Genomic DNA, 23,829 nt, shown 5'->3' on the forward strand with positions numbered 1-23,829 from the left:
CGCGCTGAAGCGCATCGGTGACGCGGTCAGTGTGATCACCGACATGAACCTGCAGATCGCCAGCGCCGCCGAGGAACAGAGCGCGGTGGCCGAGGAGATCAACCGCAACGTGGCAGGGATTCGCGATGTGACCGAGTCGCTGTCGAGCCAGGCGCAGGAATCGGCGCAGGTGAGCCAGTCGCTGAACAAGCTGGCGAATCATCAGCAGGGGTTGATGGATCAGTTCCGGGTTTGACGCTTAGCCTCGGTGCGCGGGCTTTCCCCTCACCCCAGCCCTCTCCCGGAGGGAGAGGGGGTAGTCCACGGTCAGCGATAAGCTAGTCGCTCTGTCTGCACCATCGTCATCAGGTTAACGCCGATCCTTCAGCGCGCTCCGAACGGTCCCCTCTCCCCTTGGGAGAGGGTTAGGGTGAGGGCAGCCCCAAACGCAGAAATATCCCGTAGGAGCGGACTCCGTCCGCGATCCGCACGGCGCCAAGCTAAATAGCGGACGGAGTCCGCTCCTATGAAAACGCCCCCATAACACCAGCGCTGTCCAATCCGCTCATCCAGATTGGCGGCTTTCGACATTGCCCGCGCGCCAGCGCAGCGGGAACATCAGGGAACTCCAGACAAGAACAAACCCAGGAGTTCCGCGATGCGTTCCCATACCGCCGCCACGGCCGAGTTCGACTACCGCGCCACCGCCGCCGCCACCCTGGCCGGCAACCTCGATGCCCTCAACGCCTGCGTCGAATGCTGCGACCGCCACGCCATTCCCGGCCGCGTCGCGCTGTTCTGGGAGGGCAAGGACGGCGACAGCGCCTCCTACACCTTCACCCAGCTCAAGGAGCTTTCCGGCCGCTTCGCCGGCTTCCTGCACAGCCTCGGCGTGCGCCCCGGCGACGTCGTATCGGGCATGCTGCCGCGTACCCCGGAACTGCTGATCACCGTACTCGGCACCTGGCGCCTGGGGGCGGTCTACCAGCCGCTGTTCACCGCATTCGGGCCGAAGGCCATCGAGCACCGGGTGAAGCTGGCCGGCAGCAAGGTGGTGGTCACCGATGGCGCCAATCGCGGCAAGCTCGATGAAGTGCCGGACGCACCCACGCAGATCACCGTCGGTGGGCCGAAGGGGCAGGGCATCCGCCACGGCGACTACAGCTTCTGGGCTGAACTGGAACGCCACTCGCCGGACTTCGAGCCGGTCCTGCGCAGCGGCGAAGACACCTTCCTGCTGATGTTCACCTCCGGCACCACCGGGCTGGCCAAACCGCTCGCGGTACCGCTCAAGGCCATCGTCGCCTTCGTCGGCTACATGCGCGATGCGGTGGACCTGCGCCCCGAGGACTCCTTCTGGAACCTCGCCGATCCGGGCTGGGCCTATGGCCTCTACTACGGTGTCACCGGCCCGCTAGCGATGGGGCACCCGATCACCTTCTACGAAGGTGCGTTCACGGTGGAGAGCACCTGCCGCATCGTGCGCAAGTACGGCATCACCAACCTGGCCGGCTCGCCCACTGCGTACCGCCTGCTGATCGCCGCTGGCGAAGCCGTGTCCAAACCGCTCAAGGGGCGCCTGCGCGCGGTGAGCAGCGCCGGCGAGCCGTTGACGCCGGAAGTGATCCGCTGGTTCGCCGATCAGCTCGGCGTGACCATCCACGACCACTACGGCCAGACCGAGCTGGGCATGGTCCTGGCCAACCACCACGCGCTGGAGCACCCGGTACGCCTGGGCGCCGCCGGCTTCTCCATTCCCGGCCACCGCGTGGTGGTGCTGGACGAGCAGGGCGCCGAGCTGCCCGTCGGCCAGCCCGGCATCCTCGCCATGGACCGCCGCCAGTCGCCGCTGATGTGGTTCGCCGGCTACCAGGGCATGGAAACCAAGGCCTTCGTCGGCGACTACTACCTCAGCGGCGACACCGTGGAGCTGAACGAGGACGGCAGCATCAGCTTCGTCGGACGCGCCGATGACCTGATCACCACCTCCGGCTACCGGGTCGGTCCGTTCGACGTGGAAAGCGCGCTGATCGAACACCCGGCGGTGGTTGAGGCGGCGGTGATCGGAAAACCTGACCCTGAGCGCACCGAACTGGTCAAAGCCTTCGTGGTGCTCTGTTCGTCCTACCGGCCGAGCGCGGAGCTGGCCGAGGAACTACAACAGTACGTGCGCAAGCGACTGTCGGCGCACAGCTACCCGCGGGAAGTGGAGTTCGTCGAGGAACTGCCCAAGACCCCCAGCGGCAAGATCCAGCGCTTCCTCCTGCGCAACCAGGAGATAGCCAAGCAACGCGAAGCGGCCGAACGCTCGGCCGCACACTGAGTACAGCGGAGACACTCCATGCAGATCCAGAACAAGGTATTCCTGATCACCGGCGGCGGCTCCGGCCTCGGCGCGGCCACCGCGAAGACGCTGGTGGCCGCCGGCGCCAAGGTGGTGCTGGCCGACGTCAACGCCGAAGCCGGTGCGGCGCAGGTCGCCGAACTGGGTGAAGCCAACGCGCGCTTCATCCGCACCGACGTGTGCAGCGAGGCCGACGGCAAGGCCGCCGTACAGTTGGCCCTGGATACCTTCGGCGCGTTGCATGGCCTGGCCAACTGCGCAGGCGTGGCACCGGCTGAGAAGGTCATCGGCCGCAATGGCGTGCATGCCCTGGAGAGCTTCGCCCGCACCATCAACATCAACCTGATCGGCACCTTCAACATGCTGCGCCTGGCCGCCGAGGCCATGGCGCGCAACGAGCCGGATGCCGGCGGCGAACGCGGCATCATCATCAACACCGCCTCGGTGGCCGCGTTCGACGGGCAGGTCGGGCAGGCCGCGTATTCGGCCTCCAAGAGCGGCGTGGTCGGCATGACCCTGCCGATCGCCCGCGAACTGGCGCGCTCGGGCATCCGCGTAATGACCATCGCCCCCGGCATCTTCGAGACGCCGATGATGGCTGCCATGCCCCAGGAAGTGCGCGACTCCCTCGGTGCCAGCGTGCCGTTCCCGCCGCGCCTCGGCCGCCCGGACGAATATGCCGCGCTGGCCCGCCACATCATCGAGAACAGCATGCTCAACGGCGAGGTGATCCGCCTCGACGGCGCCATCCGCATGGCTGCGAAGTAAGCAGGAGAAACCACCATGAACGATCCCATCGTCATCGTCAGTGCTACCCGCACCCCCATGGGCGGCTTCCTGGGCGACTTCAAGGATGTCAGTGCCGCCACCCTCGGCGCCGCTGCCATTCGCGCCGCCGTCGAACGGGCCCGCCTGGGCGCCGAAGAAGTGGATGAAGCCGTGTTCGGCTGCGTGCTTTCCGCCGGGCAAGGCCAGGCGCCGGCGCGCCAGGCAGCGCTGGGCGCGGGCCTTGCGCGCGGCACGCCGTGCTCCACGGTGAACAAGATGTGCGGCTCGGGCATGAAGGCCGCGATGATGGCCCATGACGCGCTGCTCGCCGGCAGCGCCCGCGTCGCCCTGGCCGGCGGCATGGAGAGCATGTCCAACGCGCCGTACCTGCTGGAGCGTGCTCGCAGCGGCTACCGCATGGGCCACGGCAAGGTGCTCGACCACATGTTCCTCGACGGCCTCGAGGACGCCTACGACAAGGGCCGCCTGATGGGCACCTTCGCCGAGGACTGCGCCGAGAAATACGGCTTCACCCGCGAGCAGCAGGACGACTACGCCATCGCCTCGCTGACCCGTGCGCAGAAGGCCATGAGCGAAGGCCGCTTCGCTGACGAGATCGTCGCGGTGACGGTCAAGTCCGGCAAGGAACTGCGTGCCATCAGCGAAGACGAGCAGCCGCCGAAGGCGAAACTGGACAAGATCCCGACCCTGAAGCCCGCGTTCCGCGACGGCGGCACCGTGACGGCGGCCAACTCCAGCTCCATCTCCGATGGCGCCGCCGCGCTGGTGCTGATGCGCCTGTCCGAAGCCGAAAGGCGCGGCCTGACCCCGCTGGCGGCAATCCGTGGCCACGCGTCCTTCGCCGATGCGCCGAACCTGTTCCCGACCGCCCCGGTGGGCGCGGTGAATCGCCTGCTGCTACGCACCGGTTGGGCGATGGGCGAGATCGACCTGTTCGAGGTCAACGAAGCCTTCGCAGTGGTCGCCATGGCCGCCATGCGCGAGCTGAACATCCCCCACGACATGCTCAACGTCCACGGTGGCGCTTGTGCCCTGGGGCACCCGATCGGCGCGTCCGGCGCGCGGATCATCGTGACCCTGCTGTCGGCGCTCAAGCAGTACGATCTCAAGCGCGGCGTCGCCTCGGTGTGCATCGGCGGCGGTGAAGCCACCGCCATCGCGGTCGAGCGCCTGAGCTGAGGAGAGACCTGATGATTCCCAGTGAAGAAGACATCCAGATCCGCGACGTCGCCCGCCAGTTCGCCCAGGAGCGGCTGAAACCCTTCGCCGCCGAGTGGGACCGCGAGCACCGCTTCCCCGCCGAGGCGCTGAAGGAAATGGCCGACCTCGGCTTCCTCGGCATGCTGGTGGCGGAGGAGTGGGGCGGCGCGCAGACCGGCCACCTGGCCTACGCCATGGCGCTGGAAGAGATAGCTGCCGGCGACGGCGCCTGCTCGACCATCATGAGCGTGCACAACTCGGTGGGCTGCATGCCCATCGCCAAGTTCGGCAACGATGAGCAGAAGCGCCAGTTCCTGGTGCCCCTGGCCCGTGGCGAGATGATCGGCGCCTTTGCCTTGACCGAGCCGCAGGCCGGCTCCGACGCCAGCTTCCTCAAGACCCGCGCGCGCCGCGACGGCGACCACTACGTGCTGAACGGCAGCAAGCAGTTCATCACCTCCGGTAGCCACGCCGGCATGGTGATCGTCTTCGCCGTGACCGACGCGGCGGCGGGCAAGAAGGGCATCAGCGCGTTCATCGTGCCCACCGACACGCCCGGCTACCGCGTGGTGCGCGTCGAGGACAAGCTCGGCCAGCACGCCTCGGACACCTGCCAGATCGCCTTCGACGACGTGCGCATTCCCGCCAGCTATCGGCTGGGCGAGGAGGGGCAGGGCTACGCCATTGCCCTGGCCAACCTGGAAGGCGGCCGTATCGGCATCGCCTCGCAGGCCGTCGGCATGGCCCGCGCGGCGTTCGAATACGCCCGTGACTACGCCCACGAGCGCGAGACCTTCGGCAAGCCGATCATCCAGCACCAGGCCGTGGCCTTTCGCCTCAGCGACATGGCCACCGAGATCGCCGTGGCCCGGCAGATGGTCCACCACGCCGCCAGCCTGCGCGAAGCCGGCCTGCCGTGCCTGACCGAAGCCTCCATGGCCAAGCTGTTCGCCTCGGAAATGGCCGAGCGCGTGTGCTCCGCCGCGATCCAGACCCTGGGTGGCTACGGCTATCTGCAGGACTACCCGGTGGAACGCATCTACCGCGACGTGCGCGTGTGCCAGATCTACGAAGGCACCAGCGACGTGCAGCGGCTGGTGATCGCGCGGAGTCTTTGACGGGTTCGCCGGCAGCCCCGGCCTGTCTGTTGGACAGGCACTTCGGCAGGGCGGGGCTGCGGGTGGCTTGGAAGTTCCCCGCGCTGGAGCGGGCTTCGGGGCGTATCGCTTTCGTAGGAGCGGATCTTATCCACGATCCGGCCGACAGGCCGGTGCCTCTGCCTCAACGACTGTCCCGACTTCGCCGGGATTTCGTGGAGAAGCTCCGCTCCTACGAGATCAAGAGCCCCTCAACCTAACCCTGGCCAAGCGCCTCGCTCCTCAAACGGAAGAGCGGGCCGTTCGGTGCAGGATGAAACCTTCGCGTCAGTCGGCTCGGACTGCCCCCTCTCCCTGAGGAGCGGGGCGCGCAGCCAGGGCTGGGGTGAGGGGCACGCAGGTACAGATTGTCCAGAAGTAGACGGCTGCCCCTGCGAATATTCACGCCCGCTCCGCCGCCTCCCGCGCTTCCCGCGCCGCCACCTGTTGGCACAGCTCGATGATCTGCTCGCGCATCCAGCGGTTGGCCGGGTCCTGGTCGGTGCTTTCGTGCCAGTACAGGTGGGTTTCCAGCTTGGGCACGTCGTTCACCGGCAGGGCGACGAAGTGCAGTCCATGGTGGCGGGCGAAACGCTCGGGCACGGTGACCACCATGTCCGTCTGCTGTACCACGGTCGATGCCATCAGGTAGTGCTGCGAGCGCAGGGCGATCTTGCGTTGCAGGCCCATCTTGCCCAGCGACAGGTCGATGTAACCCAGGCCGCTGCGGCGGCTGGAAATCTGGATGTGCGCCACCGACAAGTACTCCTCCAGAGTCACCTTGTCCTTGGCCAGCGGGTGGCCCTGGCGCATGGCGCAGACGTAGCGGTCTTCCATCAGCTTGACGTGGCGCACCTGCGGATCGGTGTTCAGCGGCGCGTCCACGGCGAAGTCCAGGCGGCCGGCGGCCAGTTCCTTGGTGGTCTCGCGACGCTTGGAGAGGAAACTCTCGATGTGCACGTTCGGCGCCTGGCGACGCAGGCGCTGGAACAGCGGCGGCAGGATGATGGCCTCGGTGAGGTCGGTCATGCTGATGCGGTAGGTCTTGTTCGCCTGGGTGGGGGTGAAGGTGCGGCTCTCCTGCACCGAGATGCGCAGCAACTGCAGCGCATTGCGCACCGGGCCGATGATGTTCTGTGCCATCGGCGTGGGCACCATGCCCTGGGCGGTACGCACGAACAACGGGTCGTTGAAGGTTTCGCGCAGGCGGGCGAGGGCGTTGGAGACGGCGGGCTGGGTAATGCCGACGATCTGCCCGGCACGGGTCAGGTTGGCTTCGGTATAGATCGCGTCGAAGACGATGAACAGGTTCAGATCGACCTTGCTGAGGTTCATTCCAGGGCTCCGCTTGTAGTTGTTCTATGGCCGATCATACCCGAACGGACGTTCAGGTCCATATGGGTTATGAATGTTTATTGATTCGGATAATAGGCTGGGTAAATCCTCCTGTCTGTTCTAGCATCATCTCCACGACAAACAGCCCGCCGCCAGAAGGTAGCCCCCCATGGATTTCGCTTATTCCGCCAAGGTTCAGGATCTGCGTGAGCGCGTCACCGCGTTCATGGAAGCCTACGTCTATCCCGCCGAGAAGGTGTTCGATGAGCAAGTGGCCCAGGGTGACCGCTGGCAGCCCACGCCGATCATGGAAGAGCTCAAGGCCAAGGCCAAGGCGGAAGGGCTGTGGAACCTCTTCCTGCCCGAGTCCGAGCTGGGCGCCGGCCTGACCAACATGGAATACGCGCCGCTGGCCGAGATCATGGGCCGTTCGATGATCGGCTCCGAGCCATTCAACTGCTCCGCGCCGGACACCGGCAACATGGAAGTGCTGGTGCGCTATGGTACCGAAGAGCACAAGCGCACCTGGCTGGAGCCGCTGCTGCGCGGCGAGATCCGCTCCGCCTTCGCCATGACCGAGCCGGGCGTGGCGTCTTCCGATGCCACCAACATGCAGGCCAACGCCGTTCGCGACGGTGACGAGTGGGTCATCAACGGCCGCAAGTGGTGGACCTCCGGCGCCTGCGACCCGCGCTGCAAGATCATGATCTTCATGGGTCTGACCAACCCCGACGCGCCGCGCCACCAGCAGCACTCGATGATCCTGGTACCCACCGACGCCCCCGGTGTGAAAATCCTCCGCCCGCTGCCGGTGTTCGGCTACGACGACGCCCCGCACGGCCACGCCGAAGTGGTCTTCGAGAACGTTCGCGTGCCCTATGAAAACGTGCTGCTCGGCGAAGGCCGTGGCTTCGAGATCGCCCAGGGCCGCCTCGGCCCGGGCCGCATCCACCACTGCATGCGTTCCATCGGCATGGCCGAGCGCGCGCTGGAGCTGATGTGCAAGCGCGCCGTCAGCCGCACGGCCTTCGGCAAGCCGCTGGCCCGTCTGGGCGGCAACATCGACCACATCGCCAACTCGCGCATCGAGATCAACCAGGCCCGTCTGCTGACCCTCAATGCCGCGTACATGATGGACACCGTCGGCAACAAGATCGCCCAGAGCGAGATTGCCCAGATCAAGGTCGTGGCGCCCAACGTCGCCCTGCAGGTCATCGACCGCGCCATCCAGATGCACGGCGGCGCCGGTGTCTCCAACGACACCCCGCTGGCGTACTTCTATGCCATGCAGCGCACCCTGCGCCTGGCCGACGGCCCGGACGAAGTGCACCGCGCGGCCATCGGCAAGTTCGAGATCGGCAAGTACGTGCCCAAGGAGATGCTGCGCAGCGGTCACTGATCGGCAGCCCGAAACGAAAAAGGCCCGCAGATGCGGGCCTTTTTCATGTTCGCGCCGTGCGCTTTTCGTAGGAGCGAGGGGACGCCTAGTCCTTGCTCGCGAACAGCCCCGCAGCGGGGTTTGGGTTCGCGAGCAGGCTCGCGCCTGCAGGTGATGCTGAAACAACAAGGCCAGCTTGCGCTGGCCTCGTCGTCTCACTGCTCGGGAGAAGGCTCTACCCCATCCGCCTCCATCTGCGCCAGCCACCATTCCCGCCTGGTATGCAACTGGGCGGCGAAGGTGCGCGCGGCGGCCTCGTGGGGGAAGCGCAGCGCGCGACGGCCGAGACGGACCTGCCAGTAGGCCTGGCCGTGAAACTCAACGGCTTCGATCCTCACCTCCGGTGCTTGCATGCACAGTCTCCTGGCTGACGATTTCCAGCGGACCCGAGGGGGTACGGCGGGTCTTGATCAACGATAGCAGGATGCCACCGGCGAGCAGGCCAAAGGTTACGCCAAGCGACAGGGCGGCGGGAACCTTGCCGATGAAGCCGTGCAGGAAAATCTTCGTGCCGATGAACACCAGCACCAGGGCCAGGGCGTACTTCAGGTAGACGAAGCGATGGATCATCGCCGCCAGCGAGAAGTACAGGGCACGCAGGCCGAGGATGGCGAAGATGTTCGAGGTGTAGACGATGAACGGGTCCTGGGTGATGGCGAAGATCGCCGGCACGCTGTCCACGGCGAACACCAGGTCCGCCAGTTCGATCAGGATCAGCGCCAGGAACAGCGGGGTGGCGTAGCGCACCAGCTTGCCCGAGGCGTCCGGCATCTTCACGAAGAAGTGATGCTCGTGAATCTTGTCGGTCATGCGGATGTGCTTGCGCAGGAACTTGAGCACGGGATTTCGCGCCAGGTCCGGCTCGTCCTCATGCCTGGAGAACAGCATCTTCACGCCGCTGAACAGCAGGAAGGCGCCGAACACGTACATGATCCACTCGAACTCCTTCACCAGCGCCGCGCCCAGGCCGATCATCAGCGCACGCATGACGATGGCGCCGAGGATGCCCCAGAACAGCACCTGGTGCTGGTAGCGGCGCGGGATGCCGAAGAAGCCGAAGATCATCGCCATGACGAACACGTTGTCCATCGACAGCGACTGTTCGACGAGGAAGCCGGTGTAGTACTCCACCGCGCTGGTGGCGCCGAACTCGTACCAGACCCAGCCTCCGAAGGCCAGGCCGCAGGCGAAGTAACCGGCGGAAAGCATCAGGCTTTCGCGCACGCCGATCTCATGGTGATCGCGTTGCAGAACGCCCAGGTCGAGTACGAGCAGAAGAATCACGATGGCCAGGAAGGCCAGCCAGAACCAGGTGGCGGTTCCGAGGAATGGTTCGGTCAAAAAGGCGTGCAGAGCTGTCATGTGGCCCCTCCCTTAGTGTCGTTGTCGAAAAGTGACTCCGACATGGCGGTTGGCAACCGTCAGAGGGGCCCGGCGTCACTAGCGGGAAAATAGCAGAGCGCCCGGCGCAGGCAAGCGGAGGAGCGTAACAAGTTCCTACATCAGTTCAGGCTGGGCGATCGGCGCTTGCAAAAAAGTCAGACGCCGATCGCCGGAGAGGATCAGTAGACCCAGACCTCGACGCGACGGTTCTTGACCCGCCCGTCATCGTCGTTGTTGGCCGCAACCGGCAGGGCGTCGCCCATGCCGCTGATCTCGCGGAACATCACGCCGTCCTTGGCCAACTCGCGGCGCACTGCCATGGCGCGAAGCTTGGAGAGCAGTTCGGCGCGCGCAGGGTCCTGTTTCGGATCGCCGAAGCCGACCAGCACCGCCTGCTTGTTCATCTTGCCGTTCTGCTGCAGGTAGGCCAGCAGGCGGTCCAGGTCGCGCTGGGCCTTGTTGTCGAGGGTGGCGCTGCCCTCGCGGAAGCGGAAGTTCACCGACAGTCGCTGGGCATCGCGCGCCAGGGTCTGGTATGCCTCGGGCATACCGGCCCGCGGTGCCATTTTCACCGCTTTCACGCGCTGGCCGACGAAGCCGCTGGTGCTGACCAGCGCCTGGCCCTGGTCGCCCTGGGCGAATTGCAGCAGGGCGTGGGCCCAGCGGTTGCTTTCCTCGGGCTTCATGTAGAGGAACAGGCGGCGCGATAGCGGGTAGTCCTCGGTGGCGATCAGCGTGGTCGATGGCGGCATCGCCTGGGAGTCTCCGTCGGCGATGCGCAGCGCCTTGGCTTTCTGGATCGACGACAGGCCGACGAAACCAATTCCCTGCGGGTCGGAGCTGACCTGCGCGGACAACTGGTCGCTCGATTCGAAGCGCTGCGTGCCGTTGGCCAGGGTCTTGCCATGGCTGGCCAGCACCAGCTCCTTGAAGGTGTCGAAGGTCCCGGAATTGTCATCGCGGGCATAAAGGTGGATCGCTCCGCCACGGCCGCCGAGTTCCTCCCAGGCTTTCACTTCGCCGGAGAAGATTCGCGCCAGGTTGTCGGTGGTCAGCTCGTCCAGGGCGTTCGCCGGGTTGACGATGATCGCCAGGCCGTCGATGCCGATCACCTGCTCGGACTTGGCGCTACGCAGGTTTCCCGACGCCGACAGACCTGCCGCTTCCGCGTCCTTGATCGGCCGCGAGGCGGCCGCCAGCTCGGCGGTGTTGTCCTTGAGGGCGACGAAACCGGTGCTGGAACCATGGGCCGCCAGGTCAACGATGGCCTCCTTGCCGTCGGCGCTGCGACCGATGATGCGCTGCTCGTTTTCTGCCTTGCCCGGCTGGGCGCTGACGTTGGCGTAGCCCTCGCTGACCAGCAGACCCTTGACCAGCTCCGGTAGCAGATGCGCACCGATGGTGTTGGAGCCCTGCACGCGCAGTACCGGCTCCCCGGCATGGGAGGAGGGCAGGGCAGCGAACGCCTGCCAGGGGAACGCATAGCAGATGAAACCGATGATGAGCCAGGCGATGGTGACGGGCCAGGCCTGGGCATCGCTGGCGCTCGGTTTGTACGACATTGAGCAGCTTCCATTTGAGGCATCGATGGCGCGGCAGATTAAGTCGGAATCATTGCAGCGATATGACGCTTGGCCTCATTGCAGAGCTGTTGCAGCCCCCTTCGGACATGACTGGTGGATTGCAGGAAGTTTCCGATTTCCGCTTCTTTTCTGCGTCGCTATACAAGCGCTCGTGTTGGGAGTTCTGGGGATCGAGATGGACGAAATCGTCGATTTTGCGTCGGTACTGATGAAGCTGGTGATCATCCTGGTGATCGTGCTGATGGCCGGCTCGTTGATCGTGATTCCGGACAAGGCCGGTGGGTTCGTGCCATCGATGCTCATGCTCATCGTGCCGTTGTTCGTCCTGACGACGCTATTGGATCTTGCGGGTCTCTTCCGAGGCCGTACGGTGGGCAGCTTCTTGTCGAAGCAGTCTCGTCGCGATTGAGACTGCCGTTGTGGGCGGAGCTCTGCCTGTCTATCAGGGTTGGGAAAATTCCCTGGGCGCATCAGGGAACTCTGATAACGCCGGTTCACTGGCCAAGCGACACTTGCGCCGTTTCAACCTCGCCGCTGGAAGGAAATCATGACTCAACTCCGCTCGGCTCCCAGGCCACTCCCGACCGGCCCCGGCCATCGCGTCAGGCTGATTTCGCTGGCTGTACACAATGCTTCCGCTACGGGCTGGGGCCGCCCTTGGCGCCGGCACGCGCTGAGTTTGCCAGCCCCGCGTGAAATGACGTTCCAAGGCATCAGGCTGCCTACGCAGCCTCTGCGGTCATGGCTGCATCTGCTGGCAAAGGCAGGTTTCCTGGGCAGGCGCCCTGCACCCATCAGCGCCCTGATTAGACCGGCGGAGACAGACGATGAGACGCCGACGATTGCAGACCTGAAATTCGAGCTGTTTTCGGACATGGACATGCTTCTTGATTTCGCCCAGATGGCTCGGGTGTCCAGGCTGAAAAACGAGGAGGCGCAGGCGGCCCATTCCAGTGAAGAGCCGGACTCTTCCAGGCAGGATCAGGCGCTTTCGTCCACCGATGTTGTGGCGAATGCGGGTGGGAATGAACTGCAGGGGCTTGGACCGGAAGAAACTGTGTCGCCGGATTCCATGGACCTGGAATTCCTGGGGGGCGATTCGCTGACGGCATTACGTGATCTTGGAGTGGGGCCGGTTGAGCAAGCACCGTTCGGGCCGGCCGACTCGTCCTCCACCGAAACTGCGTCGTTCGAACATCATGAGTCTGGGGTGTCGATGTCTGCCGAGACGCAAGCAGCGAAATCTCCAAGCACCGCCGTCATGGAAGCGCCAGTTGCGGACGCTCCTGAACAGCCCGTGCTGGACGCGGTGGCGCTTCCCGAAGCGCAAACTGAGGAAGCACCAGCAATGGCTGTGATGGATGAGCCGCTGATTGCAAGTGCTCACGAGCAATCCGCGATGGAGGTGGCGTTCTCCGAGCAGCAGGTGGTGAAAACACCGGTCGTTGCTGAGGCGGAGGAGCTGCTGACTGCAAGCGCCGCTGAGCAACCAGCGCCGGAAGCACCGGTGATCTCCGAGTCGCGAATGGTGGAAGCACCTTCCGTTGCTGAGATGAATGAGTCGCTGATCGCAGAGGCAGTCGAGCAACCCGTGCCGGAAGCGGTTGCGTTTTCCGAGCCGAAGGAAGTGGAAGCACCGGCCGCTGCCGAGATGGCTGAGTCGCTGTTCGCAGAGGCAGTCGAGCAGCCCGCGCCGGAAACGGTTGCATTCCGCAAGTCGCAGGATGTGAACGCACCGATCATCGCGGAGATGGATGAGCCGGCGGTTGCGAATGCTGCTGAGGCGTCTGCGCCGGAAGTGGCTGCGCTCGCAGAAGTACCAGTCGTCGCTGGGGTGGATGGGCCGGCAGACGCGGCCAGTATCGAGCAGGCCGCGCCAGAAGCGATGGCATCCGCCGAGCAGAACGCGGTGGAAACGCCGAGCGTCGTTGTGCCGTGCGTGGCGATCGAGCAGGAACAGCGGACCGAGCCGCTGATGACCGAGTCCGCCGAGGCCGACCAGTCTTCAAGCGCAGTCTCTGACTCCGACGAAGCGAGCGTGCATGAGTTCCTCGAGGCGATGGCATCGAGTCTGGATGAGGTCGGCCACGCAGCCGCCATTGGCGCGGCAGCAGTGGCTACACCGGACAAGCCGACAGCGTACGCAGCGGACGCCCGCGAGACGGCAAACAGCAGCCTTGAAGCCGCGGTGCTTCAGGGAATCTTGATCCAGAAGGAATCTGTAATGACCGAAATGCACGATGTGATGCCTGAAACCGATATGCCGGGCGCCTCTGTTCCGATCACTTCCGCGGAGTTGCAGGAGGTGGCGGCCGCGCTGAGCGTTCCTCAGCTCGATGCCGATCCGGATGATGTTCTTTCCGATGTGCAGAGCACGCTCAACTCGCTCGCCGGCATGGCCCAGGGCCTGAGCCAGCAAAAGCAGGCGGCGGGGCGTCTGCAGGAGGAGCTGGACGAGTGGAACAGTCAGTTGCAGGAGCGCGAGCGCCTGGCCGATGACAAGGAAGAGCGTCTGCTGCAATTGGAGAGCCATCTCAAGGAAGCCAAGGCCAACCTGGACCGCATGGCCTCCGAGAACAATCGCTTGCTGGCGGAGCGTAGCGAGGCGCTCAAGGATCTGGCCCAGACGGTCGATCTGCGCGACAAGGCGACGCTCAAGCGAGCCGAGTCGATCCAGCTCGAGCAACAGCGTATCGATGAGCAGTTGGCCAGCTTGCGTGCTCGTTCCAGCGAGCTGGATGAACGTGAAAGCTCCCTCAAGCGCAAGAGTGAGGAGCTGGGGATGCGGCTCAAACAACTGCAGAGTGCGAAGGATAAGTTCAGCACCATCGTCAAGAGCTTCAACGAGACGGTGCAGTTCAACAGCACCCTGTCCGCCATTTCCAAAACCGTAACCGAGTGAGTTTGCGGACCAATGCGTAGGGGGGAGACGCATTGACCGTTCTTATCGGCGGATGTGTTCGCGCTGATTCGATGGGTGTTGCCCAGGACAAGGGATTGTCCGACGCCATCATGTCATCCGGTTGCGTTCACCGACGCTTGCAGAATGTTCATAGCAGCCCTGCGGGTCTGGCTTGCGCAGTGACAGCTGTCACTGCGCCGGGCCGGACCCGGCCTGCGGTCGGCGAAACGAGGCCTTCGCAACAAGGAGCAACATGGCCCAAATCGTAATCATCGAACCGTCAAGGCGCGATTTCATGACTATCCGCCGGTTTTTGCAGACCAGCGGCCATCAGTGCGAGCTACATTTCAGGCTTGCACGGCAGGCGCTGAATCACTTGAAAACCGGTGATTGCGACCTGCTGGTGGTGACGCTGGAACTGCCGGATATTCATGGAATGGAGCTGGTCGCAATGCTTCGGCGTGGTGGTCAGATCGACGCGTCTACGCCGGTTTTGGTGTGCTCCAGTCTGGGCACTTCACTGAACATCCAGCGTGCCATTCGTACTGGCGTGTCCGGCTTTCTGTTGATGGATGATCGTTCGGCCTTGATCGGGCGTGCCATTGAGACTGTTCTGGCGGGGGGGACGATCTTCCCCGAACATGCGCGGCTGCCGCTGGGGGACGACCCAAGGTTGAAATCTGCGCTGGCGTTTCCTACCCACCTGGTTGCCGTGCTGCATGGGCTGCATCGGGGGAATTCGGTGTCTTCGCTGGCGGAGCTTCTTGAGTTGTCGGGAGCAAGCATCGGACAGCATAAGCGGCAACTGATGCGTAAGCTTTCTGCCGGCACTCTGGACGAACTCTTCAGCATCTGCGAAGAGATCGGACTGTTATAGCGCGGAGATCTCTGCCTCTTCCGGACCTGTTCGTGCGGGTCCTCTTTCCCCCGCAAGCAAGCTGCAATCTCCGTATCACCGACTCAGCCCGCTGGTTGCGTATCCCCGCCTGTCATCCAATGTGGTGATCAAGGCGTCTTGCATAGATTTCCTTCGTCGATGCAGGAATCTACTGACATTCCTCCCTATGCGCAGTTGTGAGAATTCATCCCGCAACCTGTCCTGCACTTCCGAATCAACGGATGAGTGGGGCAACTCATCGGCTCTTCTCATCGGCCTGAATGCCCTTCGACTGGAGACCAGCACCGAAGCGGCGCGCCACCCAGCACAGGCACTGATCGGAACATCGATCTGTGCAAGGACTGGAGTGTGGTCGATCACCCTGAGGGTAGGACGTTTCATGACTTCACATACGAAGCGGCTCGAAGGACAGGAGGAGCATGGCTTCCCCGCCATGACCATCTCCCAGCAGTCCGCGCAGACCGCTCAGTCTCAATCATCCGGTATGGGCGAGGAGGAGAGCGGTGCTCAATCCCGTCCTGCACATTCCCTGTCCCTTCGCGGCAAGGAGGCGCCTCGCCACTCTCTGTCGGCGGGTCATATCCCCATCAGCGCGAAGATGTCGGTTACGTCGGACGATTTGCTGCGCGCCGACGAGCCGTCTGGACGAAGTGTCCTGGTGGCGGAGGACGCCATGGACAGCCAGGTCCCCGCTGCGCAGGTCATCGATGCATTCGAATTGCTCGAGAAAGACCTGGCCGAACTCGAATCGGCCTGCTCGGGCCTCGGGGCGTCGGAGCAGCAGTCCCACGAGGGCTCCTGTGTGGCTATCGATGCCATCGGCGAGGCACAGCCCGATTCGCAGCAATCCGAATCCGCAGCGCCTGACGCAGACTTGCCGAATGCCATTTCGCGTGTGTCCGAAAGCCATTCGGCCCAGTCCCCGGTGAACGACCCTTCCAGCCAGATTCTTTCCCACTTCTCCCAAAAGGAATTTTCCACCATGAATGCCCAAACTCAACTTCAGCAGGAACACGCCAACACCGATGCAGTCATTGCCCGGGCGTCGATAGAGCCCGTTGTGCCGGCATTCCAGTCCCCTGAGGTGGAAACCGATGGCGTCCTGCACGATGTGCAGTCCACCCTCGACTCGCTGGCCGGCATGGCCCACGGCCTGTCACAGCAGAAGCTGGAGCTGGTGAATATGCGTGAAGGGCTCGAAGAGCGTCGTGTGCAAGCGCTGGAGCGTGAGCGCCAACTGGTCGAGCGGGAGGAACGCCTGTATCAGCAGGAACAACGTCTGCAGGAGGAAAAGCAAAGCATCGAGCGTGTGGCTGAGCAGAATGCTGCGATCCTCGCCGAGCGCAGCAGTGCTCTACAAGCCCTGGCGGAGTCCGTGGAAAGCCGCGACCGTGCGACGGTCAAACGCGCCGAGGCCCTGCAACAGGAGCAGCAGAGTATCGAGCGCCAACTGAACCAGGTACGCGCTCGGGCTCTGGAGCTGGATGACCGCGAACTCAGCCTGCAGCGGCAAGGCGCCGACCTGGCTGCACGCTTCAAGCAACTGCTCGATGCCAAGGAGCGTTTCGGCGCCATCGTCAAGGGTTTCAACGAGACCGTGCGCTTCAACACCACATACAGTGCCATCAGCAAGAGCGTTGGCACTGTTGCGGAAGAGTCCTGAGTCAGCACTGTTCCGAGGTTGACCTGAAGAACGACAAAGCCCGGCGATGCCGGGCTTTGTCGTTTGCGCGGGTTACTTCAGCTGCAGCCAGATCGGCGCATGGTCCGACGGCTTTTCCATGCCCCGGATGTCGTAGTCCACGCCCGTGTCGGCAATGCGCCCGCGCAGCGCCTCGGAGGCGAGGATGACGTCGATGCGCAGGCCGCGCTTGGGCTCGTCCTCGAAGCCGCGGCTGCGGTAGTCGAACCAGCTGAAGCGGTCGTTCACTTCCGGGTTCTGCAGGCGGAAGCTGTCCACCAGACCCCAGCTCTTCAGGTGCGCCAGCCACTCGCGCTCTTCGGGCAGGAAGCTGCACTTGCCGGTCTTCAGCCAGCGCTTGCGGTTCTCCTCGCCGATGCCGATGTCGCAATCCTCCGGCGAGATATTGATGTCGCCCATCACCACCAGTGGCTGGCTGGGTTGGAAGCGGGTTTCCAGTAGCGCCTGCAGGTCGGCGTAGAAGCGTTGCTTGGCGGGGAATTTCACCGGGTGCTCGCGATTCTCGCCCTGGGGGAAGTAGCCATTCATCACGGTGACCGGCTGGCCCTGGCCGTCCTTGAAGGTGCCCCAGATGAAACGGCGTTGTGCGTCTTCGCCATCGCCGGGGAAGCCGCGCTGCAATTCCAGCGGCTCCTGGCGGGAGAGCAGGGCGACGCCGTAGTGGCCTTTCTGCCCGTGGTAGTGCACGTGGTAGCCGAGGGCTTCGACTTCCTCGCGGGGGAACTGATCGTCCGCGACCTTGGTTTCCTGCAGGCCGATCACGTCCGGCTGATGGCGCTCGATGATGGCCTGCAGTTGATGGGGACGTGCGCGCAAGCCGTTGATATTGAAGGAGACGATTTTCATCCTGGACGTCCTGGCAAAAGCATGATGCTAGCCCAAGGCGGCCGATTCTGGCGACCCTGGCGCGCCGCTGCTAGTGTTTCGGGGCTGGGACCCCAACCATAAGAAGCGACCACAAGAAGAGGTGTCCGCATGCCCGATACCGTCGCCGAAGTGCGCCTGCTCGACAGCGGCTACAGCCGCGAAGTCCGCTCATTGCTGTATCACGCTTACCGTCACGAACCCACCTTCGCCTACCTGTTCGAGGCCGACCGCCCCGGTTTCGACCAGCGCGTGCGCGCCACGGTGCGCGAGCTGGCCAACCAGCACTTCCTCGAGGAACTGCCGGCCATTGGCCTTCTGCGTGAGGACCGCCTGGTGGGCGTGGCCTTGATCGCGCCACCGCAGCAGCGCCTGGATATCACCGAGAGCTGGGCCTGGCGCATGCGCATGCTGCTCACCACCGGTTTCCGCTGCACCCGCCGTTACCTGGACTATCACGCCGCCGTGCTCGGCTGCCTGCCGCCGGGGCCGTTCCATATCCTGCCGCTGATCGGGATTCATCCCGAGTTCCAGGGCAAGCACCTGGGCGAGCAACTGCTCGATGCATTGCATGCCTGGTGCGCGGAGGAGGGCAGTTCCCAGGGGCTGGTGCTCGACACGGGGAACGCGCGCTACCTGGAGTTCTATCGCCGCCACGGCTACGAGGAGCTGGGCGAGGTGGCCCTGGGGCCGATCCGGGAGCATGTGCTGTTCCATCCGAATCCGCGGCCGGAAAGCCAGTTGGCACACTCCGGATAGATTGCGACTCGCCTCATTGGGCTGCGCGGTTGAAGCGAAAAAGGCATAACGCAAAAGTCCCGTGCTAGCATTCCGCGCCATGAGAGTTGTCCAAGGATTGCTTGGGCTGCTGCTGTTGATGGCGCTCTGCTTGCACAGGGCGCTGGCGGCCGAAGCCCAACTCGACGTTCGCATCACTCCCGCCACCCCTGCGCTCAAGGCCAATATCGAGGCCTATGTGGGCAGTCTTGGCGAGCGTGACCAGGCCGCATTGCGGCGCATGCGGCGCACTACCGAAGAACAGGCGCAGAAAGCCGCGCAGGCGCTGGGCTACTACCAGGCGCGCGTTCGCAGCCGGGTGAGCGACGGGCAACCGCCGACCCTGCGCCTGAACGTGACGCCGGGCGAGCCGGTGCATCTGCGCAACGTCACCATTCGGGTGGAAGGTCCCGCCGCTGAACTCAAGAGCTTCCGGGTGCCCGGTGGCGAAGCCCTCAAGCCTGGCGCACAACTCAATCACGGTGCCTACGAGGATGCCAAGCGGCTGATCCAGAACCAGGCGTCGCGCTTCGGTTTCTTTCGTGGGCAGTTCAGCCAGCAGCGTTTGCAGGTCGACCCGGTGGCCGGTGTCGCGGACATCGAACTGGTCTATGTCAGCGGGCCGCGCTCGACCCTCGGCAAAGTCGAATTCAGTGGCGACTACCCGTTCGACGATGAGCTTCTGCAGCGCATGGTGCCGTTCAAGGACGGCACCCCCTACGACTCCGAGCTGATCGCCGACCTCAACCAGGCGCTGCAATCCTCCGGCTACTTCGACGGTGTGCGCGTGGACGCGGCGCCGCAGGCCAAGGCCAGTTCCGACGTGATTCCGGTGAACGTCCACTTGCAGGTGCGCAAGCCACGGACCATGGGCCTGGGCCTGGGCTTCTCCACCGACGTCGGGCCGCGTGCCAAGGCGAACTGGACGCGCCACTGGGTCAACCCGCAGGGGCACAGCCTGGGCTTTGAGGCGGAGGTGTCCGCGCCCCGGCAGAACGTCGGCGCCTGGTACGAGATTCCGCTGGACCCACCACTGACCGACAAGGTGCGCTTCACCAGCGGCTATCAGAACGAAGACCTGGTGGACACCCAGAGCAAACTGCTCACCCTCGGCAGCGAATGGCACCACAAGCTCGACAGCGGCTGGCAGCGGGTGGTGTCGCTGAACTGGCAGCGCGAAGAATACAAGCTGGGCGACGACTCGGGTCTGAGCCATTTCCTCATGCCGGGGCTCGGCTATTCGATTCTCGAAGCGGACAACAAGGTCGACCCCAGCCACGGCTATCGCCTGCAGTTCGATGTGAAGGGTGCCAAGCAGGGCTTCCTGGCCGACGCCGACGTCGCCCACGTCAATGCGCTGGCCAAGGGGCTGACCAGCTTCTGGGGCGGCCAGCGTCTGCTGGGGCGCATCCAGCTCGGCGGCATCGCCACCAACGACTACTCCTCGATCCCGCCGTCGCTGCGCTTCTTCGCCGGCGGTGACCAGAGCGTGCGCGGCTACGACTACCAGACGCTTTCGCCGAAGAACTCCGAAGGCGACCGCATCGGCGGGCGCTACATGGTCGCCGGCAGCGTCGAGTACCAGTACCCGATCGCCGAACGCTGGCGGCTGGCGGCCTTCGTCGACCAGGGCAACGCCTTCAACTCGCTGGACTTCCCGTCGATCAAGACCGGCGTGGGTATCGGTATCCGCTGGGTTTCCCCAGTCGGCCCGTTGCGCCTGGACCTCGCCGACGGCCTGGACGAGGACGGCGGCATCCGTATCCACTTCTCCATGGGGCCTGAACTGTGAACCGCGCGGGCTGGATGCGCGCATTGCGCTGGCTGCTAGGCGGGCTGCTCGGCCTGATCCTGCTATCGATAGCGGGCCTGGCCGCCTTGCTGGGCACCGAAGCGGGCAGCCGGATGGCGCTGCAGCGGGTGCCGGGTTTGACCGTGGACGGCTTCAGCGGCCGGCTGGCCGGCGCCTTTACCGCGAAGCGTCTGGAGTGGAGCGACGGCTCTACCCGCCTGGTGCTCGATGAGCCGGACATCGCCTGGTCGCCGGGCTGCCTGCTGCGCATGGCGCTGTGCCTGGACCGCGTGGCGGCCAGGGAGATACGGCTGACCCTGCCGCCGAGCGAGGCAAGCGAGTCTTCCGGACCGGTCCAGTTGCCGAGTCTCGACCTGCCGCTGGCCCTGGAACTGGGCGATGTACGCATCGGTCGCTTCCTGCTCGACGACCAGGAGCAGTTGCGTGACGCCAGCCTGGTGGCGAACTGGGACCCTGTCGGCCTGCACATCGAGTCGGCGACGCTGGCCCGGGGTGACCTGCGCCTGACGCTCTCCGGCCTGCTCAAGCCCACCCAGGGCTGGCCCTTGCAGGCGCAGGGCAGCCTCGATCTGCCGGCCGTGGGCGGCAAGCCCTGGTCGCTGAAGCTGCAGGTCGACGGCGAACTGCAAGGCCACCTGAAGTTGCAGGCGCAGAGCAGTGGCTACCTCGACGCTCAGCTGCAGGGCGATGTGCAGCCGCTGGCGGAGAACCTGCCGGCCCAGGCCCTGGTGCTGGCCGACGGATTCAAGGCGGATGCCTCGCTGCCCGATACGCTGACGCTCAATCAAGTCCGTTTGAACGCCGACGGCGACCTGATGAAGGGCTACCAGATCGCCGGCGCGGCCGTGCTCCCGGCCCAGGACAGCCCGGTGGTGCTGACCCTGCGCGGCCGCGTGGACGCGCAGGGGGCGGACATCGCCGCCCTCGACCTGACGGCCGCCCAGGCGCAACGGCTGGGCGTGCAGGGACGGCTTGACTGGAGGGAAGGCTTCGCCGCCGACGCCACCCTCGACTGGCTGGATTTCCCCTGGCGGCGCCTGTACCCGGCCATCGAGGAACCGCCAGTGAGCGTGCACAACCTCAAGGCCGAGGTGCAGTACCGCGACGGCGCCTACCTGGGCAATTTCGATGCCGCGCTGAACGGCCCGGCAGGCGCGTTCACCCTGGCCAGCCCGGTCTCCGGCAACCTCTCTGAAGTCTTCCTGCCGTCGCTGCAACTGGTGGCGGGGCAGGGCAAGGCCGAGGGGCATGTGAAGGTCGGCTTCGCCGACACCGTCAGTTGGGACGCCGCCCTCGACCTGCGCGACCTCGACCCCGCCTACTGGCTGGAGCAGATGCCGGGGCGCCTGGGCGGACCGCTGCGCAGCCAGGGCTCGCTCAAGGGCGGCAGCCTGAACCTCTCCGCGAACCTCGACCTGCAAGGGCGCCTGCGTGGCCAGCCGGCGCTGCTCAAGGCCCGCGCCGAGGGCGCCGGGCAGTCCTGGAAGGCCGACGAACTGACCCTGCAACTGGGCGACAACCGCATCACCGGCCAGGCGGCGCTGGACCAGCGTCTCTCCGGCAAGCTGGACCTCGCCCTGAATCAACTGGGCCAGCTATGGCCGCAGTTGTCCGGGCAATTGGGCGGGCGGCTCGACCTGGCCGGCACCCTGCAGGCACCGCAAGGCCAGTTGGCGCTCAATGGCCAGCGCGTCGCTTACGCCGGCCAGAGCCTGCGCACCCTGGCACTGGACGCGAAGCTGGACGCCGCCCAACGCGGCCGCCTCGACCTTCAGGTACAGGGCCTGCGCAGCGGTGACACGCGCCTGGGCGCGCTCAAGCTGGAAGGCAGCGGCGACAAGCAGCGCCAGCGGCTCTCGCTGAACTTGCAGGGCAAGCCGGTGGTCCTCGCACTGGACCTCGACGGCACCTGGAACGGCCGTGACTGGCGTGGCCGCCTGGCGCAAGGCGAAATCCAGAGCGGCGGGCAGGACTGGCGCCTGCAGCAGCCGGCGAAGCTGGAGCGGTTGGCCGATGGCCGGCTGAACCTCGGTGCGCATTGCTGGGCCTCGGGCCCCGCCAGCCTGTGCGCGGAGGACCAGCGCCTGATGCCCGACCCGCGCCTGCGCCTGCATTTGCGCCAGTTCCCGCTGGACAGCCTGGTGCGCTGGCTTCCCGAAGATTTCGCCTGGCGCGGCCAGCTGGACGGCGACGTGCAACTGGACCTGCCGGCCAGCGGCCCGAACGGTTCGATCCTGCTCAATGCCGGCAGCGGTACGCTGCGCCTGAAGGAGCAGGACGACTGGGTCGACTTCCCCTACCAGAGCCTGCAACTGGAAAGCCGCCTGACGCCCCGGCGCATCGATACCCGCCTGCAGTTCCACGGCGAGAAGCTGGGCACGCTGGATGCCCAGGTGCAGCTCGACCCCTGGCCGAAGTCCAAGCCGCTGAACGGCAGCTTCAGCCTCAACGGACTGGACCTGTCCATCGCGCGGCCCTTCGTGCCCGCCGTGGAGACCCTCAAGGGGCGGCTCCACGGCAACGGGCAGATTTCCGGCGGGCTGTTGGCGCCGCGGGTGGACGGCAACCTGCGCCTGGTCGATGGCGAGGTGTCCGGCGGCGACCTGCCGACCCGCCTGGAACAGCTGCAAGTGGAGGCGCGTATCGCCGGCGAACAAGTGGACCTGAGCGGTAACTGGACGGCGGGGGAACATGGCAACGGCAACCTGTCCGGGCGGATCGCCTGGAACGAGGCGCTGAATGTCGACCTGAACGTGCGCGGCAACCGCCTGCCGGTGACGGTCGACCCGTACGCCGAGCTGGAGGTCGAGCCGGACCTGGCGATCCGCATGGCGGGCGAGGGCCTGGCCATTTCCGGCAAGGTACAGGTGCCCAGGGGCGCCATCACCATCCGCCAGCTTCCGCCGTCGACGGTCAAGGTGTCGGACGACACCGTGATCGTTGGCCAGAAGCAGGAGCAGAAGGCCGCGACTTCGTTGCACATGGACGTCGACGTGATCGTCGGCCAGGACAAGCTGACCTTCGCAGGTTTCGGCCTGAACGCGGAGCTGGCCGGCCAGGTGCACGTGGGCGACAACCTCGACACGCGTGGCGAGCTGCGCCTGAACAAGGGCCGCTACCGCGCCTACGGGCAGAAGCTGACCATCCGCCGTGCCCGCCTGCTGTTCGCCGGCCCCATCGACCAGCCATACCTGGACATCGAGGCGATCCGCAAGGTCGACGACGTGATCGCTGGCCTGCGCCTGACCGGCAGCGCCGACCAGCCGCGCAGCGAAGTGTTCTCGGAACCGGCGATGAGCCAGCAGCAGGCGCTGTCCTACCTGGTGCTGGGCCGGCCGATGAGCACCGGCGAGGACAGCAACATGATGGGCGAAGCGGCGCTGGCCCTGGGTCTGGCCGGCAGCGCGCCGCTCACCGGCGAGGTCGCAAAAAAACTGGGTATCCAGGACTTCCAGCTGGACACCGAAGGCGCCGGCAACAGCACCAGCGTCGTCGCCAGCGGCCAGCTCTCCGACAAGCTCAGCCTGCGCTACGGCGTGGGGGTGTTCGAACCGGCGAATACCATCGCCTTGCGCTACCTGTTGAGCAAGAAGGTCTATCTGGAAGCGGCCAGCGGCCTGGCCAGCTCCCTGGATATCTTCTACAAGCGCGACTTCTGAGGGTTCGGATGCGGTGCTGTCGGCAGC

17 protein-coding genes and 1 pseudogene are annotated in these 23,829 nt (G+C 65.2%); 13 read left to right on the plus strand and 5 right to left on the minus strand.

All coding sequences use genetic code 11. From position 1 onward, the window contains the following. The 5 genes and pseudogenes from ACNFBT_RS24800 to ACNFBT_RS24820 form a co-directional block, all read left to right on the plus strand. Positions 1–235, plus strand: a pseudogene (locus ACNFBT_RS24800) (chemotaxis protein); the annotation flags it as partial. A gap of 402 nt (positions 236–637) precedes the next feature. Then, a complete protein-coding gene (locus tag ACNFBT_RS24805; protein WP_416753363.1) occupies positions 638–2,302 on the plus strand; it encodes an acyl-CoA synthetase in 1,665 nt (554 codons plus the stop codon). A gap of 18 nt (positions 2,303–2,320) precedes the next feature. After that, positions 2,321–3,091 carry a 3-hydroxyacyl-CoA dehydrogenase gene (locus ACNFBT_RS24810; protein ID WP_416753364.1) on the plus strand — a complete coding sequence of 257 codons (771 nt, stop codon included), beginning with the start codon at positions 2,321–2,323 and terminating at the stop codon, positions 3,089–3,091. Positions 3,092–3,106: 15 nt separating this feature from the next. Continuing rightward, complete coding sequence (locus ACNFBT_RS24815) at positions 3,107–4,291, plus strand: acetyl-CoA C-acyltransferase (RefSeq protein ID WP_416753365.1); 1,185 nt, start codon at positions 3,107–3,109, stop codon at positions 4,289–4,291. 11 nt (positions 4,292–4,302) lie between these two features. Then, positions 4,303–5,430 carry an acyl-CoA dehydrogenase family protein gene (locus tag ACNFBT_RS24820; RefSeq protein WP_416753366.1) on the plus strand — a complete coding sequence of 376 codons (1,128 nt, stop codon included), beginning with the start codon at positions 4,303–4,305 and terminating at the stop codon, positions 5,428–5,430. Between the two features lie 420 nt (positions 5,431–5,850). Here the strand turns inward: ACNFBT_RS24820 and ACNFBT_RS24825 are convergent, their stop codons facing one another. Further along, entirely contained in the window at positions 5,851–6,783 is a 933-nt protein-coding gene (locus tag ACNFBT_RS24825; protein ID WP_416753367.1) for a LysR family transcriptional regulator, read from the minus strand. A gap of 169 nt (positions 6,784–6,952) precedes the next feature. Between ACNFBT_RS24825 and ACNFBT_RS24830 the strand changes: the two genes are divergently transcribed. Next, entirely contained in the window at positions 6,953–8,182 is a 1,230-nt protein-coding gene (locus tag ACNFBT_RS24830) for an acyl-CoA dehydrogenase (protein WP_416753368.1), read from the plus strand. A gap of 194 nt (positions 8,183–8,376) precedes the next feature. Here ACNFBT_RS24830 and ACNFBT_RS24835 read toward each other — a convergent pair whose 3' ends face one another. From ACNFBT_RS24835 to ACNFBT_RS24845, 3 genes are all read right to left on the minus strand, one after another. Then, positions 8,377–8,574 (minus strand): hypothetical protein, encoded by a 198-nt coding sequence (locus tag ACNFBT_RS24835; protein ID WP_416753369.1) that lies wholly within the window; start codon positions 8,572–8,574, stop codon positions 8,377–8,379. Then, positions 8,540–9,583 carry a TerC family protein gene (locus ACNFBT_RS24840; RefSeq protein WP_416753370.1) on the minus strand — a complete coding sequence of 348 codons (1,044 nt, stop codon included), beginning with the start codon at positions 9,581–9,583 and terminating at the stop codon, positions 8,540–8,542. The genes ACNFBT_RS24835 and ACNFBT_RS24840 overlap by 35 nt, the downstream gene beginning before the upstream one ends. Positions 9,584–9,783: 200 nt before the next feature. Beyond that, positions 9,784–11,166, minus strand: a complete 1,383-nt coding sequence (locus ACNFBT_RS24845; protein ID WP_416753371.1) for a substrate-binding domain-containing protein — start codon at positions 11,164–11,166, stop codon at positions 9,784–9,786. 196 nt (positions 11,167–11,362) lie between these two features. Here ACNFBT_RS24845 and ACNFBT_RS24850 point away from each other — a divergent pair, with 196 nt between their 5' ends. From ACNFBT_RS24850 to ACNFBT_RS24865, 4 genes are all read left to right on the plus strand, one after another. After that, entirely contained in the window at positions 11,363–11,596 is a 234-nt protein-coding gene (locus ACNFBT_RS24850) for a hypothetical protein (RefSeq protein WP_416753372.1), read from the plus strand. A gap of 138 nt (positions 11,597–11,734) precedes the next feature. Continuing rightward, positions 11,735–14,089, plus strand: a complete 2,355-nt coding sequence (locus ACNFBT_RS24855) for a hypothetical protein (protein WP_416753373.1) — start codon at positions 11,735–11,737, stop codon at positions 14,087–14,089. Positions 14,090–14,342: 253 nt separating this feature from the next. Then, complete coding sequence (locus ACNFBT_RS24860) at positions 14,343–14,966, plus strand: response regulator (RefSeq protein ID WP_416753374.1); 624 nt, start codon at positions 14,343–14,345, stop codon at positions 14,964–14,966. Between the two features lie 400 nt (positions 14,967–15,366). Beyond that, the gene (locus tag ACNFBT_RS24865) at positions 15,367–16,650 is read left to right on the plus strand and encodes a hypothetical protein (RefSeq protein WP_416753375.1); all 1,284 of its coding nucleotides are present in this window, start codon (positions 15,367–15,369) and stop codon (positions 16,648–16,650) included. A 72-nt stretch (positions 16,651–16,722) separates the two neighbouring features. Here the strand turns inward: ACNFBT_RS24865 and xthA are convergent, their stop codons facing one another. Further along, the gene (gene xthA, locus ACNFBT_RS24870) at positions 16,723–17,535 is read right to left on the minus strand and encodes an exodeoxyribonuclease III (RefSeq protein ID WP_416753376.1); all 813 of its coding nucleotides are present in this window, start codon (positions 17,533–17,535) and stop codon (positions 16,723–16,725) included. A gap of 129 nt (positions 17,536–17,664) precedes the next feature. Here xthA and ACNFBT_RS24875 point away from each other — a divergent pair, with 129 nt between their 5' ends. From ACNFBT_RS24875 to ACNFBT_RS24885, 3 genes are all read left to right on the plus strand, one after another. Beyond that, the gene (locus ACNFBT_RS24875; RefSeq protein ID WP_416753377.1) at positions 17,665–18,312 is read left to right on the plus strand and encodes a GNAT family N-acetyltransferase; all 648 of its coding nucleotides are present in this window, start codon (positions 17,665–17,667) and stop codon (positions 18,310–18,312) included. Positions 18,313–18,391: 79 nt separating this feature from the next. Beyond that, on the plus strand, positions 18,392–20,122 hold the full coding sequence (locus ACNFBT_RS24880; RefSeq protein WP_416753378.1) for an autotransporter assembly complex protein TamA: 1,731 nt from the start codon (positions 18,392–18,394) through the stop codon (positions 20,120–20,122). Positions 20,123–20,136: 14 nt separating this feature from the next. Beyond that, a complete protein-coding gene (locus ACNFBT_RS24885) occupies positions 20,137–23,802 on the plus strand; it encodes a translocation/assembly module TamB domain-containing protein (RefSeq protein ID WP_416753379.1) in 3,666 nt (1,221 codons plus the stop codon). The last annotated feature ends 27 nt before the right edge of the window (positions 23,803–23,829 follow it).

This window comes from Pseudomonas sp. NY15181 (assembly GCF_048068055.1).
Classification (GTDB): Bacteria; Pseudomonadota; Gammaproteobacteria; order Pseudomonadales; family Pseudomonadaceae; genus Pseudomonas.

Coding starts and splice junctions, on each gene's coding strand:
- ACNFBT_RS24805 (WP_416753363.1), top strand. CDS start 638: ATGCGTTCCCATACCGCCGCCACGGCCGAGTTCGACTACCGCGCCACC.
- ACNFBT_RS24810 (WP_416753364.1), top strand. CDS start 2,321: ATGCAGATCCAGAACAAGGTATTCCTGATCACCGGCGGCGGCTCCGGC.
- ACNFBT_RS24815 (WP_416753365.1), top strand. CDS start 3,107: ATGAACGATCCCATCGTCATCGTCAGTGCTACCCGCACCCCCATGGGC.
- ACNFBT_RS24820 (WP_416753366.1), top strand. CDS start 4,303: ATGATTCCCAGTGAAGAAGACATCCAGATCCGCGACGTCGCCCGCCAG.
- ACNFBT_RS24825 (WP_416753367.1), bottom strand. CDS start 6,783: ATGAACCTCAGCAAGGTCGATCTGAACCTGTTCATCGTCTTCGACGCG.
- ACNFBT_RS24830 (WP_416753368.1), top strand. CDS start 6,953: ATGGATTTCGCTTATTCCGCCAAGGTTCAGGATCTGCGTGAGCGCGTC.
- ACNFBT_RS24835 (WP_416753369.1), bottom strand. CDS start 8,574: ATGCAAGCACCGGAGGTGAGGATCGAAGCCGTTGAGTTTCACGGCCAG.
- ACNFBT_RS24840 (WP_416753370.1), bottom strand. CDS start 9,583: ATGACAGCTCTGCACGCCTTTTTGACCGAACCATTCCTCGGAACCGCC.
- ACNFBT_RS24845 (WP_416753371.1), bottom strand. CDS start 11,166: ATGTCGTACAAACCGAGCGCCAGCGATGCCCAGGCCTGGCCCGTCACC.
- ACNFBT_RS24850 (WP_416753372.1), top strand. CDS start 11,363: ATGGACGAAATCGTCGATTTTGCGTCGGTACTGATGAAGCTGGTGATC.
- ACNFBT_RS24855 (WP_416753373.1), top strand. CDS start 11,735: ATGACTCAACTCCGCTCGGCTCCCAGGCCACTCCCGACCGGCCCCGGC.
- ACNFBT_RS24860 (WP_416753374.1), top strand. CDS start 14,343: ATGGCCCAAATCGTAATCATCGAACCGTCAAGGCGCGATTTCATGACT.
- ACNFBT_RS24865 (WP_416753375.1), top strand. CDS start 15,367: ATGACTTCACATACGAAGCGGCTCGAAGGACAGGAGGAGCATGGCTTC.
- xthA (WP_416753376.1), bottom strand. CDS start 17,535: ATGAAAATCGTCTCCTTCAATATCAACGGCTTGCGCGCACGTCCCCAT.
- ACNFBT_RS24875 (WP_416753377.1), top strand. CDS start 17,665: ATGCCCGATACCGTCGCCGAAGTGCGCCTGCTCGACAGCGGCTACAGC.
- ACNFBT_RS24880 (WP_416753378.1), top strand. CDS start 18,392: ATGAGAGTTGTCCAAGGATTGCTTGGGCTGCTGCTGTTGATGGCGCTC.
- ACNFBT_RS24885 (WP_416753379.1), top strand. CDS start 20,137: ATGCGCGCATTGCGCTGGCTGCTAGGCGGGCTGCTCGGCCTGATCCTG.